We start from the raw sequence: 15,414 nt of genomic DNA, 5'->3' as shown, positions 1-15,414 counted from the left end.
TAAAAATAATTCCAACAGGTTACCCTGTCTTTCTATATCCTCTTTTTATCCTCTTTTTGCTATTCAGAACCGATCCTTGTATTGCCTACCTATATACGCTCTACATTGTCTTTTGTTTTTGCTGCGTCTCATTACGCTAATTTTCATTGTACATCCTCTGCTCGCCTTTTTACAAAAGCAGACGTTTCCTATCCTGCTTATCCTTCCTTTTGTCCTGTCCGGACTGTTGGCATACATCTTTAAGAGCGCTGGGTTTTCTGGCATCGAGCTATAAGCTCGTAAAACGCCAATTTCTTAACTTTCCAGAGTTCAGGCCCGGACTGTGGGAATTTCTTTCCATCTGCTCGTGTAGCTAGGGGTTTTCCTTTCTGCTCGCAGCCGCCAATTTTCGCTGAACAGTTCTGTTCCTACCCTCAGGGCTGGCTTGCTTCTCCCCATGGACCAATCATCCAAAAGTTGAGAAAGAGTACGTAATTTTTCTTCTTTTTCCTCTTTTCTCGACCAGAAAGCGAGCTGATGATTTTCTCTTGGCTGAAGATCGAAAAGAAGTACTCCTGATTTTGTATAGGTTCTGTTGGGTTTGTAAACGGACTGGAGAAGACTTTCTCCTTTGTCCAACAGAGTGATCGTATCTTCCACTGGCTCTATAAACCGGAGAGTTGCTGAGGTTACTTGCCCGGGAAAAGACCCATGCCTGACGAATACTGTCATGCTTCCAGCGGCCAGACCGAAGCGTCTGAGCTTTCCTCCGGCTTCATTCACAAAATTAGCCATAGCTGCTTTTAGCTCGTCCAGTTGAAAAAGAGCTTTTCCAAAAGTCTGCGATGAAAGGATCTGCTTTGGCGGTTTGGCGTTTTCTTCGAAATCAAAACAACTTATCCCTCTTAGTTCCCATACCGTTCGTTCTAGCATCACGGAGAATAGTTTTCTTATATGGAAAGGATCCGCATTCCTCAAGTCAAGGCCACTGTGGATCTTAAGTTCTTTTAGTTTTGCAGCTAGCCTGTGGCCTATCCCCCAGACATCTTCTACATCTATGATGCTCAACGCTGCGATTATTTGATCCTCGTTAGAAAGAAAATTGACTCCCCGCAGATTATCCATTTTTTTCGCAATTTTTGAAGCGACTTTCGCTAGCGTTTTCGTAGGCCCAATGCCTATGGTTACGGGAATGCCAGTCCACCTCCAGATTTTTTTTCTTAATTCCCTTGCATATTCATAGGGTGAAGGGCTATCCGTTAGGTCCACCCAGGTCTCGTCGATACTGTACACTTCTACCAAAGGAGCGGAGGCTTCGACAAGCTCCATGACCCTGCTACTGATGTCCCCATAGAGAGTGTAGTTGCTCGAAAGAGCTATCAACTTATGGGATTGAAAAAACTCTTTCCACTGAAAAAAAGGAGCTCCCATCGGAATCCCCAGGGCCTTAGCTTCTTTAGATCTGGAGACAACACAACCGTCGTTATTTGAAAGCACCACCACCGGTTTGCCTTCCAGAGAAGGATTAAACAACCGCTCGCAGGAAACATAAAAGTTATCGCAGTCGATGAGGCCAAATCTTTTCTGCTTATTCATGCTAACCAACCTTGTGAATGACGGCGGTAACCACTCCCCAGATCACTAACTCTATTTCCTCTTTTATTTCCATAGAAAAAGTTTTGCTTTCTCGATGGTGCGGCACCGATAGTAGCCAAGCTCTACCTCCTTCTATCCGCAGCTTTTTAACTGCTAGCTCTCCATTGATAGCTGCTACCACAATCGATCCGTTTTTCGGTGTTTCAGCTCTGTCGACTACCAGAATGTCGCCGTTTCGAATTCCTTCTCCTTCCATCGAGTGTCCGCTGGTTCTGACAAAAAAAGTGGACGAGGGCCTTTTAACCAGAAGTTCGTCTAGACTCAAACTTTTTTCTAGATAATCGTCACCCGGATTGGGAAAGCCGGCAGCAACCAGGCTACCATAAAGAGGATATTCCCAAGGCCTTTCTTCTTTTTTTAATCTGTAAAACACAGCGACTTTTTCTTCCGATAGGAAAGCCAAGGCTGGTTGATTCTCAGTCGATAGCCCTTCAAGAGGATAAGAAGAAAGCTTGGCAGTGGGGAAAGCTTCAAGCTGCTTGTCACAAAGCTCGTTCCTTTCCAAATCGCGATCTTCAAGTTTTTCTTTCATAAGGAATAAAAAAATATAAAACGAACTTCTTAAACGAAGAAGAGAAAAGAGACGAATTTCAAACCTCCTTTAAAGTGGCTAAGTGGTGCAGTATGATGTTCGTTTGATTAGACCGATAAAGTTCCCAACACTATTGATGAAGTTGGCTGATTAGTAGTCTGAAATTATTGATTGGGCTATTTGAAGCAGAGAAAAATCTTACCATACACAGCTCAGCTCAACCTTAAGGAATACCAGAGCTTAGAAGACCTGAGGAAAAGCTAGTGATATGAATGCAATTTCAAAAATGTGAGGGCAAAAATATTGATCAAGTTGATTATGATGGAGGACTACTTAATTAAAAAATCAAAACGGTTTTTGCTGACTGTAGGTCTTAAAAACCAACGTAGTAAAAGAAAAAGATTTCCTTGAATTGAACTGAGTTAGTGGCTTTCGTACGGAAACATGAGGAGCTTGTAAGTGCATCTTACCCAAAGAGTCTGTAGAACACACGATTATAAGTCAGCCGTACTATGTCCATTTTTCGAAATGATGTGAAACAAAACTTAGAAATTGGTCATGGGAGGTCAGTAAGAATCTTGCAGCTGAAGAAATGGAATTCGACATAGTTACTATCGTCACAGGTCTTGATAAACTAAGGGAATGGTACAACCAATGCGATGGTGTTAATGAAATTCAAGATCTAAACAAATTGATGAATACAATACGAATACTGCGAAGAATGTTTTTATACAAAGTGTTTTTAAAGTAGGAATGATTAAAAAACCCATAAACATGCCTTATAAAGTCCATGGTTTTTATTCTGCCGAAGAGTATCGATATTCATACTTGTCTCGTTTTTCAGGAAAAACATGAATCTTGGATATGAGATCAAAAAAAGAATAATTGTTTCGAATTACTAGCATATAATCCTCGAATGGAAATCTGCAGGACTGTTTCTTTCATCTGCACTTTTGTTCTAAAACTTGAATTTGTGTAAGCTATTAATGCTTAGTAACGAATCATTTTCATAATTTTTTAGGCTGGGTTATAATAGAGATTAGAAAAGGGTATTCATGTATTTATTGATCTTATGAGCCACATTGATCCTGAAAGCGCTCTACATCCTTGCCTTCCTCGTCAATGTTCTTTGCATCTAGACACTTTCAAAAGATGCTTCGATTTGTCTTTTGAAGTCGTTTCTAGTCCTGATTATTTATTTGTTTGGCTGACGAAGGAAAATAACCAAGTCATCTCAAGTGCCTTTTAGCTTCGTCTCTAAATTGAGTTTAAGGGCTTGATACAACACCTTGATTTCCTAAAAGGCAATAGATGACGTTAGTGAAATTATCTATAGAAGATTACCAACGGTTCTTTTATGCGTATTACAGAAAAGAGAGAATAATTCTTAAAGCTGCAGTAAGGGAAGTTAGTAAATTTCATTCTTCTTTATCATCATTTTCCAAAAATCCATCATCATCATCTGAACTTGAGGATAAGTTGAAGGAGTCCTCTCTATCGTGCCAGGAATAAGATTTAAATAGGTGATAGGCCGATTAAATCGAGGAGTAATGAATCGTTGCCTATAATAATGACTATCATTATTTTCTTTAAAGTATCCAGAACTATTTCTGGGATTGATCTATGTGGAAGATTCCGTTGAAAAAGAGGGGAATTAAAGAAATAAGAATTTCCAGTTGTTAAGCCATTAGTGAAAGTTGGTCCAGATGAGGGAGAGAATAAACTGGATGTATTATTAGTTGTTCCTTTTAAAAAATGAGCTTTGAGAGGATTTAAGATTAAAGATAAAAAAGAATGCACAACGATAAGGAAAAAGAAATTATTTTCATACAAATACCTTTATAATGAAAAAGATTAATCTCTTCTTTTTAGACATACTTGCATGTCTTTTTTTAAGGCATTTATTCTCAAATCACACGTTTCAAATGAACACAAGCATGGCTTGTTCGGATGAAATTTCCAAATTTCATCTTCTATTTCTCTATTCCATTCAATTACTTGTATTCTCCAAAAGACAAGTCGGAATTGTCAACATTATAGCAGTTGTTCTGCATCATTCCAACTTTTATCTTTGCTACAATCTGTGAATCCTTGGTATTCTCACTTTGCTATATTCTTGTAGAATGCTCAAATATAGTCTTAATAGTGATCCTACATAAAGCTTCATCTTCTGAATCAAAAGATAATAGGCAGATCTCTGAATAGAAATTTCTTTTAATAAACCTTTCTTTGCATAGGTGCATAAGGATCTTTATTTATCAGCAGTGCATACTTCGTTTCCTTTGGAGGAATTCGAATATTCTAGATAGTTCTCAAAATTCTTTGATAAAAAGAAAGAGGTGAGAAGGCTTTCTTACTGAACGAGGATGGATTGCTATTGAGTTTAGCCACTGAAGGAATACTCATTGACAAAGGATGCGATTTTTCTCGTCGATATAATTTTTTAATATAAATTTTGGATATTCCTTGTTTATTTTTTCATTTAGAATCTTATCATGTGGTACTTCGAAAAGTAAAAGATGATACTGATTCTGGATTAAGATAGGTCTAAAGCAAATAACGCTTGCTTGTCTAGGATCAGCTGAACCTAGATGAGAACTATTCTTTTTTGCAAGATATTCTTTTCTAAATTTACTTTTTAAGGTTTTTTGAGCCGTTACAAGACATTTGCACGTTATAAATGATTTATGACAAAATCCCCAAAACCATCATATGTCTTCAAGATCTTTCGACACCCTTTGAGATTTTGGGGTTGCTTTTTGCTTTGTGACAAACATTGTGGAGGAAAGGCACTGGCGCAACGCGTTGATCGAAAGCCAATTAGACCAAAAAGAAAAAAGCTTCGATTGCCTTCTGAAATTTGTTATACAAATCCTTCGGAAGATTCTTTCTCCATAAAATTTCGATTCGAGCTTTGTTCCAGGAGGAATAGCTGCATTCCGTCGATTGGAAGTTCGATAAAATACCAAATATACTGAGTATACTTATGTCAGTCATTTTTATCCTTCTCTATCGTAATTGATTGAGGAAGAATAGGTTGAAGAAGAAAAGAACTGCTCAAAGGCTCCTCCTTTGTGATTCCTCCAAAAACTTCTCTTTCTTCTGTTTTAATTCCACTAAGAACCCAAAACCACCCTCTGAGTTTTCCTCGAATAGAAGGAGATCTTACTTCTGCTTTAGTTTAGCCCATGTTTGGTGAAAATTTCGTAAGTTATTGATTATCAATGGTCCTTTTTTCAATGTGTCACTATGTGGGAGTTTTAGAGGTTCTTTTTTTGGATTTCCAAGGCTCTAAGGAGCTGATTTTCAGGGCGGAAAGGATCTGACGCGCCTGTCGGTTTCCTGCCGTGACCCCGCGGTGTTTGGTGCCTCCAACATCTGCCTCGACGACGTGGACGGTAGGAGGTGAGTCAAGGCCTCTTCGGTGGAAAAGGGGAGCTTGGCTAGCTTTAGCTTTTTCTCCAAGAGTCGGTCGAGCAAGAAGGCCAAGGCAACAACAAAGACATGGGCCTGGGACGGCTCTCGGATCATGGTGATAGATCGGACGCGTCTCTAGGACATCCTTTAGCTTCCGAAAGACCCATTCCACTTGGCTAAGCTCCTTATAGCCCATGTTTGGTGAAAATTTCGTAAGTTATTGATTATCAATAGACTATTTTTCAATGTGTCACTATGTGGGGGTTTTAGAGGTTCTTTTTTTGGGTTTCCAAGGCTCAAAGCAGCCAATTCTCAAGGCAGGAAGAATTCCCAAACCACCGCTGATACTATCTTATTCCTCTCAGTTATCTTCCGCTGCTCCCCTTTTAAAAGCTCCACGAGCCGGTCCACATGCGGAGCCAAAAGCTCCCACCGCTCAAGATTGGCAATCGTCCGCTGCTTAATCTTCCCTCGATCGTAGTAGCTCTCCACCAGCTGAACATAGTGGACCACCTTCCCGCTTGGTCGCCGAATCGGCACAATCCGCAAAAACATGAAGAGACATTATTTCGAAACGCCAACACATGCAAGTTTAATCGATCAATAACTTAAGAAAAGTTATTCATAGTGTAGCACTATGTTTTTTGCAAAAATCGCTTCCTCTCCTCTGGAGCACCCCCAAAATCATCCCATTTTCACCAAACATGGGCTAACTGTTTCTTCAAATGTGCAACAAAAAAGTTGCATCGATCGCTTTGTTATCAAAGAAAAAAAAGATGTCTTTTTAGGGTCTTTTCTGATCGAATCGATCCCCTTACTCTCTTAATAGTAATGATAGTTTTTTTTCAATTTGATGATATCTGGCCAAATAGCCTTGAATGCATTTAATCGTAGGGATTCTATGGAATAGAAGAATAGGATCAAAATTCTGTTTTTTGTTTTCCTTCTAAAACCATCCTTTACTAGTAGCTTGTTTTTTTCCCTCATCAGACAATCGATATTGGATTTGGGCTACATCAATAAGTTCTAACTCCACTTATAGTCTTTTAGCTATTTCTTTTAATAGGCTCATCAAAGCCTGATAAATGTCTTCTGGCAATTTACGAAACTCATCAACGTCCTTTAAGTCAACCTTCTGGAAGTTATAACCGTTCTTGCCGTTGTGGTGAAAATTCATTTCTCCTCTGCCAAGTATTAACCAATCCATAGAAATGTCTAATTTTTCGCATAACAGTGCAGCATGTTTTAAAGAAATACTTTTTCCCTGTTGCCACCGACATATTGTGCATTCGTGTATTCCTAGTTCTTTAGCTAGAGCGAGCTGTTTATTACATAATCGAGCGCTTAATGCTTCTTTGATTCTCTTTCCTCTATTTGGATCATGATTCTTGTATGTTTTCATGCATTATGAAAACATTGTGATTATATGCATGTATTTGATATTTAATAAGTTATGATTATATTCTCATATTATTTATCCATTGTCTTTAATTTTTTTATTAAATTTAAGATCAGACAGCTCCTTATCTTTTAATCACATAGAAAGAGAAGGCAAATTTCTATTGTTACGATTTGCCTTCTCTTTCAATTAAGAATAATCAATCTCCACAATCATTATAATGATTTATGAGTTGATTTGAATTTCATCCCAATAATCATTATAAATCACGCTACTGATTCTGGCTCTCCTTTTATTACTTTCCAATCCCCCGTTGAGGTATAAATCACGGTGCACTTTTCAAATGCGAATGAAGTAGGTACATGTACGACTGCAGCCCGATTGGTGAACTGATCCCAATTTGCGAGTACATTACTTCCATATTCACCGATGCTTATGTAGAACCGCAATTTTGGAGTCAATATTCTTGTTTCTTGAGGTTCAGGAGACCAAGTCATTCCCATAAATCCCGATGTTGTCTTTATCCCAAAAGATTGGTTGCTAAACCAATCATTGTCTTGATTCTTGACTTTATCGAACCTGTTAGACACAATGGAAATCGTATTGCCTGGAGAAACTTTTGGCAATTTTGTCAACGTCGGCCCTTCATTAGGAGGTACGGTTGAATAATTTGCTTCCCACATTTCACCAATGTTGGCGTCTTCTACAACATTTGATACGATCTTGACTCCAAGACCAACAGCGTTATTACTCGCTCCTGCTCCTATAACATATTGAACAGGGACTTCAAAATAGTTATGGCCATTTGCGTTATTTCTAATCCTCAATCTCACATTAGAATTAGCAAAAACGCGTTGATCATTGACAAGTTCCTGTGGAGGAGCTAGAAAGCACCAAAAATTCTGTGCATCCGCTCCATTGTTTACTACATATATTCTATATATATCCATGCTTATTCTCCTTTTAATATTTCATTTTTTTAACACACTTAATCTAATCAGTATGCATATGAGTATTTTGTAGAACCATGGATTATAAAATCAACTTCTACTGATTGCTTATTGTGCAATTGTAAAAAATTCCATTGCACTACGAGCAAGATGATGTTTTTATCTAATTAAAAATAACAATCTGCTAATTTCGCTTTATAAAAAGGTTCTAATGATCTAATATACTCTGAAAGTGCTTGAAAATAAGGACATTGGGTTTTAGTGTATTGAGTACAATAAAATTTTGTAATTTTTTTAATATATATTTCTAGAATGAACTCTAAGAAAGGCAATTTATGAGATGAAAGACAGGACCATTCCATGCAATCATCAAAATCGCATTTTTAGTTGATTCCAATAAGATGAAAAACTATTGATTCTAGGAGATAATGAAAGAGAAATCGAATATGCATCAGAAAAGCAAGGACAAATGGAGAGAAGTTATTTTTCATGTGGCAAGCAAGACCATTATTTGTTGAAGATGATCTAACCGATGATTGTTCCCATCCCTTTTCCTGATGAAAATGTGAAAAGCTGATTTTAAAAAATCCCATTCCTTATTGGAACCATTTTCTTAAATATCCAAAGAAGGGTAGGCTTTTAATTGATTTTAAAGAGACTGATTTTCTTCCCTTCAAAAGCAAGAAGGATCAAGAGGGATTATCGGATTATTATTAAAGGAAGCTAACTAAGAAGGGATTTTAAAACCTAAAAACCCGTCGGATTTAATGCCTATCTTTATGGCATCTTTGATGGCACGGCTAAATAGAAAAACATTCATCTATTTCATGAGTAAGATATGTCTTTTCAAGAATATGGTTGACTCTTACAAAAGTTATTGGCTCTTTAAATCTTTTTTTAAAAAACTTTTAAGGCAACTGTTTTAGGCTTATGTCCAATTAGAATGAGTGTTCTATATTTCATTGGTATTCCCTGAGAAGTCATTGTTGCTGATAGCTTCTGTTTAAACAAAGACAAAATTCGCTGTCTTTTCTCTTCAGTAATTCCAGCTAAAAAATTGCCGAAATCGCTTGCTTCCAGAAATTCGATAACTTCTTTTGGAGATTTTACATAATTGGTTTTCTCCTCAACCATTAGGGAGTCGATGATAAAGCCACTTTTGATGACTAAATTATGGAGTTCTTCCTTATTTATATGATAAGGCACGACAAGGTCTTTGGATGCCGTTGAACCAAGCACTGCTTGAATTGATTCACTAAGAATTTTGAAATTTTTAGAATGTTGTTCCTTATCTCCAGAACATAAGCCTAATCTACCTCCAGGCTTAAGAATCCGAAAAATTTCTTCTAATGCCCGATTTTTATCAAATATCCAGTGGAAGACATAATTGAGATAAACGACATCATAGAAATTGGAGGGAAGACTGGATAAATCATCTGAACCACCAATCCTAAAGGAAAGATTTTTATTCCTTTTTTGGTTTGCTAATTCGATTCGATACGGTGAGGGATCTATCCCGAGCACCCATCCTTTTGGCTTAACAAACTGGGCTGTATATGCGGTTAATTCTCCAGAACCACATCCAATGTCTAATACTTTCTCTCCGGCTTTAATCTTTAATAAATGGATCAATTTTTTACCTTGCTGAAATTGCGGTTGGCTTAGCCGTTGGTAAGATAAAGCAAGAGCAGGAGAATCACGAGATACATCAACTGTAGCACCAAAGAAATCTGGGGTTAGGTTGATTAATAAAATAAGTACGATAAAAAAGAAAAAAGCTTTTTTTTGCACCGAAGGGATATTTTATCTTTTCAATTAATAAACTCTTAAAGAGTTTACTTGAAATAAAGAAGTCAAAAAAGGTTTATTCTTTGCTTCTTCTTCCTTTTTAACAAACTTCTTTAAAAGAAGTCATATCTACTGCATTATTGGATCTGTCATTTTTTATCCATGTCATTTTTCTTATGAAAATGAAGATAAATAGAAAGATTTTTTTCCCAACTTCTATCCTCTGTTTAAGGTATTGCTTAAGAAAGAATGGTTAAAAATTGACCTAAAACAAATTGGCTGGAGAAGACACGACACTACCAGTTCTCTTCGAATAGATGTCTCAGTAAGTCCTTATTTGAGGAGTCAGAGGAAAACTTAAGTGCTTTGGACCATACATCGCCGCGTATCCAAGCCACTTCGAGAGTGGAAATGGATTGCTAATTGCTAGACTTGTGAAACATGCGATCTATTGGGTTTTGGCAGTTTTGAAACTCATTACCAAGTTCAATTCCGAACTACATGACCCCCAAGTCGAAGCTTCTGCTCCTGTTATTGAGTCCAGATTTTAAGGCCATTGATGTGGGGCAATGGTGTTTGTAGATGAGCTTAAGTTCTAGAATCTGGAAGCGGCTTTAGCGGTTCAGAAATGTTGGATGGTGGTAGTCTCCTATTCTGGAGAGATCAAAATGGCCAGGTTTAGGATATGATGGAGTTGCTAGCCCATCTTCCGCAAGTTTTTGACCATTTTGTTGATGTATCAATGACTTATGTATATTTGTGTAGGCCTCAATAATTTATTTATCTTTTATTATTATGTTGGCATCGTGTAGAAAATATGTTAGTTAGGTAGGCATGTACTTGCAGGAGGTCCGCACCCGCCACAAAGGGAAGATCTATCGATCCTATATTGTCCGAGAGTCCTACCGGGTGGGGAAGCAGGTGAAGACACGCCGGATTGCCAACGTGACCCGGTTGCCGGAAGAGGCTCGAGAAGTGCTAGCGGCGGCCTTGCAAAAGAAGCGTCTTGTCCCTGTAGAGGGGCTCGAAGTGCAGGAGGCACTTGATTACGGCGGATTGGCCGTTCTCGAAGAAGCCTGGGGTCGCTTTGGCCTCGATGAAGTCTTTGCCAATGTTGGCTCGGAGCGGAAACGAAGGCTTTTGAAGGCGATGATTTTTGGCCGGATTCTCTTTCCTTCCTCGAAGCTGGCCCTTCGGGAGGAAGCGCGGGGGACTCTTCTGGCTAAGGCTTGTGGGCTTGAGGAGAAGGATCTGGATGAAGACGAGCTCTACCGGGCGATGGATGAGTTGAACGGCTGTTGGAGTGGGATTGAGAAGAAGCTTTACCAAGGAAGTCAGCCGCAGGGGGCGAGCCTGGTGCTCTACGATATTTCGAGTGTTTACTTCGAAGGGGAGGGCCCTGAGGGACTAGCGCAATATGGCTATAGCCGGGATCACCGGCAGGATCGGCGCCAAGTTCTTCTGGCGGTGGCTACGGATGGTCGGGGGATTCCGTTCCATGTGGAAGTGCTGAGAGGGAATCGGGCGGACCGCACGACCTTGACGGGGCTCTTGGTCACGCTCAGACGGAGGTTTGGGATCCAAGAGGCGACCTTCGTCTTCGACGGGGGGATGAGGAGTTGGTGGAACTTGGAGATCCTGACTGGCATGGAGCTGGAGTACGTGACCCGGTCGACTCGGGCCAAGCTTTTGGAGATTCTCAGTCGTCTGCCTGAAGACCGGCAGCTTTGGCTAACGGACCGGACGCGGGTACTGGAGATTGAACAGGAGGGAGTGCGCTATGTCATTGCGGGAGGAGAGTGGCGGGCTCAGCGGGACCGCGAACGGAGGCAAAGCCGCATTGCCCAAGCAGAAGAGGTGCTCTGCCAGATCACGAAGGCGGCACGCCGGCAGGTGAATCCCGTGAATCTCGGCAGCCGGGTTGGCCGAGCGCTGCAGAGGCTTCAAGCGCACAAATACTTCCAGTACGGCGTCGACGCAAGCGGCCGGTTCTGGTGGAAACTGGATCAGGAGCGGGTCAAGGAAGAAGAGGCGACTGACGGCTGGTATCTCTTGGAGACCAATCTCCCGGCGACCAAGGCTTCGGGCCAGGCGGTGCTCACCCACTATAAGCAGCTAGCTGTGGTCGAAGCCGCTTTCTCGGAGCTCAAGAGCTACCTGGAAGTCCGTCCCGTCTATCACTGGCGACCGGACCGGGTCCGCAACCATGTAAGGATCTGCTTCCTTGCCTTCTGGATAAGTGCGCGGCTCGGAGCCGAATGGGTGGCCAAGGGCTTTACCGAAGAGGTGCCCAAGGTGCTTCGGCGTCTTCAGACGATCCGCTTGGTCAACCTCTCTCTAAAAGGACAACCGCTGATTGGGCTCTTCTCTCAGATTCCTCCCGAGTTGAATGCCTTGCTTCAAAAGATCGATCTACTCTCCCTCTTCGCTTCTCCGCCCAAGTGGGCAATGTAGGCAGAACGAAAAATCTATTTCGTTCTGTTGCAATCACTTATGACGCAACGTTGCGGAAGATGGGCTAGCATTATTCTATCCTTGTCTTTACGGATGTTGAAAGAAAGAGAACAAATCGAAAAAAGCCAGGATGGTTATTGAGTATGGAACTTTTTACTGGTTCAGACTGAATGTATCAGAAATAAAAGAAACAAAAGATAAAGAAAGGTTTGGTAGTTATTTCGTGACGGCTTCGGATTTGACAATATCCACAGAATTAGATTAAGAGTGCATTATACATGGCTACCAATAATTTTCGAAATTCTAATAAATAGATGGAGAAGGTATGCCTGAATCCTTGCCTGAAGGAATAGTACGATATTCTTCACCGTATAAATTTTTAGATACAATTTTACGGTTGAAAAGCGCATTGATGACTGAAGGTTTTTGGCTTTTTGCCACGTATGATCATAGTCAAGCTGCAAAAGAGGTGGGTTTAGAACTACCACCGACTGTTGTCATTGTCTTTGGGAATCCTTTAGCGGGAACAGAACTAATGCTCCAATCTTCCACCCTTGCCATCGATTTGCCTAGTAAACTTCTTATTCGCCAAAATCTTGATAAAACCGTTGATGTGTTTTTTCATCGCCTATCTCACCTTTGTCAATATCATAAACTTACGGACATGATTCCTAAGGCTGAAGCCTTTGACGAACGGATTATTGCGCTAATCCAAAATATGTGAACTATGAAAATGAGGAAGGTAAATTAATTTGTAGACCTAGAAAAATTCACGGTTTAACTGTTTACCAGTATACTCCCTCATAGGTAGGTTTAACACTGACGAACAGTTTGTTATCAACGGAATTCGCAAAACTTAGTTTCAATCCCTAATAGGTAAGCTTAACTAGCTCTTTAATCATCAACAGATTATAAAAATATTTTTATAAAATCAATTTTTTTCTTTACGAGTGGATTGTAGAAAACTAAAAACGTCATTACATCAAATACTTCTTATGACAACATGAGGCTATTCTTTTATCCTTTTCTCATATGGATTTTCGGATGGATCTTTGGGTTAACTTCTCCTTCTTTTGCTGATTGTGGGCATGTGTGCAATAAAAACGCGGGCCGTTTTAAATGTCCTGTAATGGAAAAAGAAGGGTATTCGGTGCATATGGATCTTTATACGCAAAAATCCATTTATCAGGGCCAAACCTTCTGTGATAATGTGCCTGATTCAGGTCAAGCCACTATTGTTGTTGACTTAATCAGTGATAAGGCAAGAACGGCTTTAGTTGCTGTGAAGCTCTTTTCGGAGAATAACAAGCTGCTGAAGTCACTGGCCTTTCAGTCCTGTCCGAGTGGTACCATCTCTATGCCTGTTTATTTAGGGAAAGGCAGGTACCGGTTGGAAGTGATTCTAAAGGATAAGGCAACAAACAATCAGCTCGCTTTTGATTTTCCCATTACGGTAGCAATAAAACCTTGGAATTATTACTTTGTGGAAAGCAAAATGGGTATTTTGCTATGGGCCACGAGTGTAGCCATGGTTTTAAGTTTCTCTTTATTTCGCCTGGATAGGGCTATAAGACGTTAAACTCTGGAGGTTAGGGGATTCGAACCCCTGACCTTCTCATTGCGAACGAGACGCTCTACCAACTGAGCTAAACCCCCTCTTTCTATATATTCAATACAATCTTGTCATTAGTGAAAAATGCAAGCAAAATAGAACAGTTAAAGTAGAAGCAACCTGATTCTTATTTTTCCTCTTTTGGTCGAAGGAGTGGAAAAAGAATGACATCACGAATTGATTCTTGACCGGTTAAAAGCATAGTCAATCGATCGATCCCCATTCCGATTCCTCCTGCGGGAGGCATACCGTACTCTAAGGCCAGAAGAAATTCTTCATCAATTTTCTGCTTTTCTTCTCCCGCCTGTTTTTCAAGTCGTTCTCTCTGCACAATTGGATCATTTAGTTCGCTATAGCCTGGAGCCAGTTCTTGACCGTTGACGATCAACTCAAAGACATCAACGAACTCTGCCTTCACCTTATTTTGTTTGGCTAGTGGTACTAGATCTGTAGGCAGTTCTGTAACAAAAAGTGGGCCGATTGTTCGAGCTTCGACTAGTTTTTCAAAAAGATGTCTAGCAATATCACTTTCTGTAAATTCTTCTTCGACTTCGATCTCAAACTCCATAGCAACCTTTCTCTTTTCTGCCTCATCTAAAGCAAACCAATCTTTGCCAATGGCTTCATTAAGAACCTCTCTGAACGGTTTTTGTGGCCACGGAGGGGTCAGATCTACCATTTTGTTTTCTGCTAAGTGCTTAGAGGCTGGAAACTGCAAGGTACCAAAGACGCATTGGGCCACGTGTACAATCAGCTCTTCGAGCAGCTTTGCCATCGAGCGGTAATCTCCATATGCACAATACGCCTCTAGCATCGTAAACTCAGGATTGTGTTTTCTAGAAATGCCCTCGTTCCGAAAATTCCGGTTTAGTTCGAATACTTTTTCGAATCCTCCGACTAAAAGTCTTTTCAGATAAAGCTCAGGTGCGATTCTTAAATAAAGGGGAATACCAAGGGCCTCGTGAAAAGTTTTGAATGGATTGGCTGCTGCCCCTCCGGCTACTGTTTGCATCATAGGGGTTTCGACTTCTATAAAGCCTTTTTGGTGAAGGAAATGACGGATTTCTTTAATGATCTGGCTACGATTAAAGAACACTTTTTTGACTTCAGGATTCATTATTAAATCCAGATATCTTTGTCGGTACCTGGCTTCAACATCATGCAGCCCATGCCACTTTGATGGGAGAGGACGTAGCGACTTTGAAAGAAGCTGCCAGCTTTTAACTCTGACGGTCTTTTCCTTTGTTTTTGTAAGAAAACACTCTCCTTCTACTCCAATAATATCTCCGATGTCCAAATGTTTTAGCTGATTGAATGCTTCTTGGCCAACCGATTGCGGATTGGCATAAATCTGCATTTTTGCACTTTGATCCTGCATATGGGCAAAAAAGCTTTTCCCCATATCCCTGATGGAGAGGATGCGGCCAGCGATCCGAACGGACACGTTTTCGACGAAAGTAGTAATAATTGCTTCAATAGGTTGGGTGTCGGGATAAGGCCCTCCGAATGGATCGATTGCTTGGGATTTCCAATAGTTCAGTTTTTCCTTCCGCAGTCTTAGAAGTTCTGATTCTTGAGTTAAAGACATAATGGTTAATTCCTCTTTTCTGAAAAGTTCTTCTACAAT

The 15,414-nt window shown here is 40.2% G+C and carries 12 protein-coding genes, 1 tRNA gene and 1 pseudogene; 5 read left to right on the top strand and 9 right to left on the bottom strand.

Annotation, left to right across the window (positions count from 1 at the left end; translation table 11 throughout):
* Nucleotides 1-309: 309 nt before the first annotated feature.
* From QOL44_RS06890 to QOL44_RS06875, 4 genes and pseudogenes are all read right to left on the bottom strand, one after another.
* Entirely contained in the window at nucleotides 310-1,575 is a 1,266-nt protein-coding gene (locus QOL44_RS06890; RefSeq protein ID WP_009059782.1) for a Y-family DNA polymerase, read from the bottom strand.
* Between the two features lies 1 nt (nucleotide 1,576).
* Entirely contained in the window at nucleotides 1,577-2,167 is a 591-nt protein-coding gene (locus QOL44_RS06885; RefSeq protein ID WP_009059784.1) for a LexA family protein, read from the bottom strand.
* 3,247 nt (nucleotides 2,168-5,414) lie between these two features.
* Nucleotides 5,415-5,774, bottom strand: a pseudogene (locus QOL44_RS06880) (IS1634 family transposase); the annotation flags it as partial.
* A 122-nt stretch (nucleotides 5,775-5,896) separates the two neighbouring features.
* Complete coding sequence (locus QOL44_RS06875) at nucleotides 5,897-6,139, bottom strand: hypothetical protein (protein ID WP_134372973.1); 243 nt, start codon at nucleotides 6,137-6,139, stop codon at nucleotides 5,897-5,899.
* Between the two features lie 82 nt (nucleotides 6,140-6,221).
* Here QOL44_RS06875 and QOL44_RS06870 point away from each other — a divergent pair, with 82 nt between their 5' ends.
* On the top strand, nucleotides 6,222-6,410 hold the full coding sequence (locus QOL44_RS06870) for a hypothetical protein (protein ID WP_045086592.1): 189 nt from the start codon (nucleotides 6,222-6,224) through the stop codon (nucleotides 6,408-6,410).
* Between the two features lie 210 nt (nucleotides 6,411-6,620).
* Here the strand turns inward: QOL44_RS06870 and QOL44_RS06865 are convergent, their stop codons facing one another.
* The 3 genes from QOL44_RS06865 to QOL44_RS06855 form a co-directional block, all read right to left on the bottom strand.
* The gene (locus tag QOL44_RS06865; protein WP_009059912.1) at nucleotides 6,621-6,986 is read right to left on the bottom strand and encodes a helix-turn-helix domain-containing protein; all 366 of its coding nucleotides are present in this window, start codon (nucleotides 6,984-6,986) and stop codon (nucleotides 6,621-6,623) included.
* Nucleotides 6,987-7,249: 263 nt separating this feature from the next.
* Nucleotides 7,250-7,933 (bottom strand): hypothetical protein, encoded by a 684-nt coding sequence (locus QOL44_RS06860; RefSeq protein ID WP_009059914.1) that lies wholly within the window; start codon nucleotides 7,931-7,933, stop codon nucleotides 7,250-7,252.
* A gap of 897 nt (nucleotides 7,934-8,830) precedes the next feature.
* Nucleotides 8,831-9,724, bottom strand: coding sequence for a class I SAM-dependent methyltransferase (locus QOL44_RS06855; RefSeq protein WP_009059918.1), 894 nt, complete (start codon nucleotides 9,722-9,724; stop codon nucleotides 8,831-8,833).
* Between the two features lie 831 nt (nucleotides 9,725-10,555).
* On the opposite strand from QOL44_RS06855, the gene QOL44_RS06850 reads away from it, so the two are divergent.
* The 4 genes from QOL44_RS06850 to QOL44_RS06835 all read left to right on the top strand — a co-directional run bounded on the left by QOL44_RS06850 (nucleotide 10,556) and on the right by QOL44_RS06835 (nucleotide 13,754).
* A complete protein-coding gene (locus QOL44_RS06850) occupies nucleotides 10,556-12,175 on the top strand; it encodes an IS1634 family transposase (protein ID WP_045086594.1) in 1,620 nt (539 codons plus the stop codon).
* A gap of 130 nt (nucleotides 12,176-12,305) precedes the next feature.
* A complete protein-coding gene (locus QOL44_RS06845; protein WP_009059957.1) occupies nucleotides 12,306-12,440 on the top strand; it encodes a hypothetical protein in 135 nt (44 codons plus the stop codon).
* A gap of 60 nt (nucleotides 12,441-12,500) precedes the next feature.
* The gene (locus QOL44_RS06840; RefSeq protein ID WP_009059958.1) at nucleotides 12,501-12,899 is read left to right on the top strand and encodes a DUF302 domain-containing protein; all 399 of its coding nucleotides are present in this window, start codon (nucleotides 12,501-12,503) and stop codon (nucleotides 12,897-12,899) included.
* A gap of 279 nt (nucleotides 12,900-13,178) precedes the next feature.
* A complete protein-coding gene (locus QOL44_RS06835) occupies nucleotides 13,179-13,754 on the top strand; it encodes a hypothetical protein (protein WP_009059960.1) in 576 nt (191 codons plus the stop codon).
* A 4-nt stretch (nucleotides 13,755-13,758) separates the two neighbouring features.
* On the opposite strand, the gene QOL44_RS06830 is transcribed toward QOL44_RS06835, so the two are convergent.
* Both QOL44_RS06830 and lysS read right to left on the bottom strand, forming a co-directional pair.
* Nucleotides 13,759-13,831, bottom strand: a tRNA-Ala gene (locus tag QOL44_RS06830).
* Between the two features lie 83 nt (nucleotides 13,832-13,914).
* Entirely contained in the window at nucleotides 13,915-15,375 is a 1,461-nt protein-coding gene (lysS, locus tag QOL44_RS06825; RefSeq protein ID WP_009059962.1) for a lysine--tRNA ligase, read from the bottom strand.
* Between the last annotated feature and the right edge of the window lie 39 nt (nucleotides 15,376-15,414).

Source organism: Candidatus Methylacidiphilum fumarolicum (assembly GCF_949774925.1).
GTDB classification, from domain to species: domain Bacteria; phylum Verrucomicrobiota; class Verrucomicrobiia; order Methylacidiphilales; family Methylacidiphilaceae; genus Methylacidiphilum; species Methylacidiphilum fumarolicum.
The sequence above is the reverse complement of the archived record's forward strand: the minus strand, read 5'-3'. Positions and strand labels throughout refer to the sequence as shown.

Excerpts from the sequence above, each read along its gene's own strand:
- QOL44_RS06850 (WP_045086594.1), top strand. The coding sequence starts at position 10,556 with ATGTACTTGCAGGAGGTCCGCACCCGCCACAAAGGGAAGATCTATCGA.
- QOL44_RS06870 (WP_045086592.1), top strand. The coding sequence starts at position 6,222 with ATGTTTTTTGCAAAAATCGCTTCCTCTCCTCTGGAGCACCCCCAAAAT.
- QOL44_RS06865 (WP_009059912.1), bottom strand. The coding sequence starts at position 6,986 with ATGAAAACATACAAGAATCATGATCCAAATAGAGGAAAGAGAATCAAA.
- QOL44_RS06845 (WP_009059957.1), top strand. The coding sequence starts at position 12,306 with ATGGTTATTGAGTATGGAACTTTTTACTGGTTCAGACTGAATGTATCA.
- lysS (WP_009059962.1), bottom strand. The coding sequence starts at position 15,375 with ATGTCTTTAACTCAAGAATCAGAACTTCTAAGACTGCGGAAGGAAAAA.
- QOL44_RS06860 (WP_009059914.1), bottom strand. The coding sequence starts at position 7,933 with ATGGATATATATAGAATATATGTAGTAAACAATGGAGCGGATGCACAG.
- QOL44_RS06840 (WP_009059958.1), top strand. The coding sequence starts at position 12,501 with ATGCCTGAATCCTTGCCTGAAGGAATAGTACGATATTCTTCACCGTAT.
- QOL44_RS06890 (WP_009059782.1), bottom strand. The coding sequence starts at position 1,575 with ATGAATAAGCAGAAAAGATTTGGCCTCATCGACTGCGATAACTTTTAT.
- QOL44_RS06835 (WP_009059960.1), top strand. The coding sequence starts at position 13,179 with ATGAGGCTATTCTTTTATCCTTTTCTCATATGGATTTTCGGATGGATC.
- QOL44_RS06885 (WP_009059784.1), bottom strand. The coding sequence starts at position 2,167 with ATGAAAGAAAAACTTGAAGATCGCGATTTGGAAAGGAACGAGCTTTGT.
- QOL44_RS06875 (WP_134372973.1), bottom strand. The coding sequence starts at position 6,139 with ATGTTTTTGCGGATTGTGCCGATTCGGCGACCAAGCGGGAAGGTGGTC.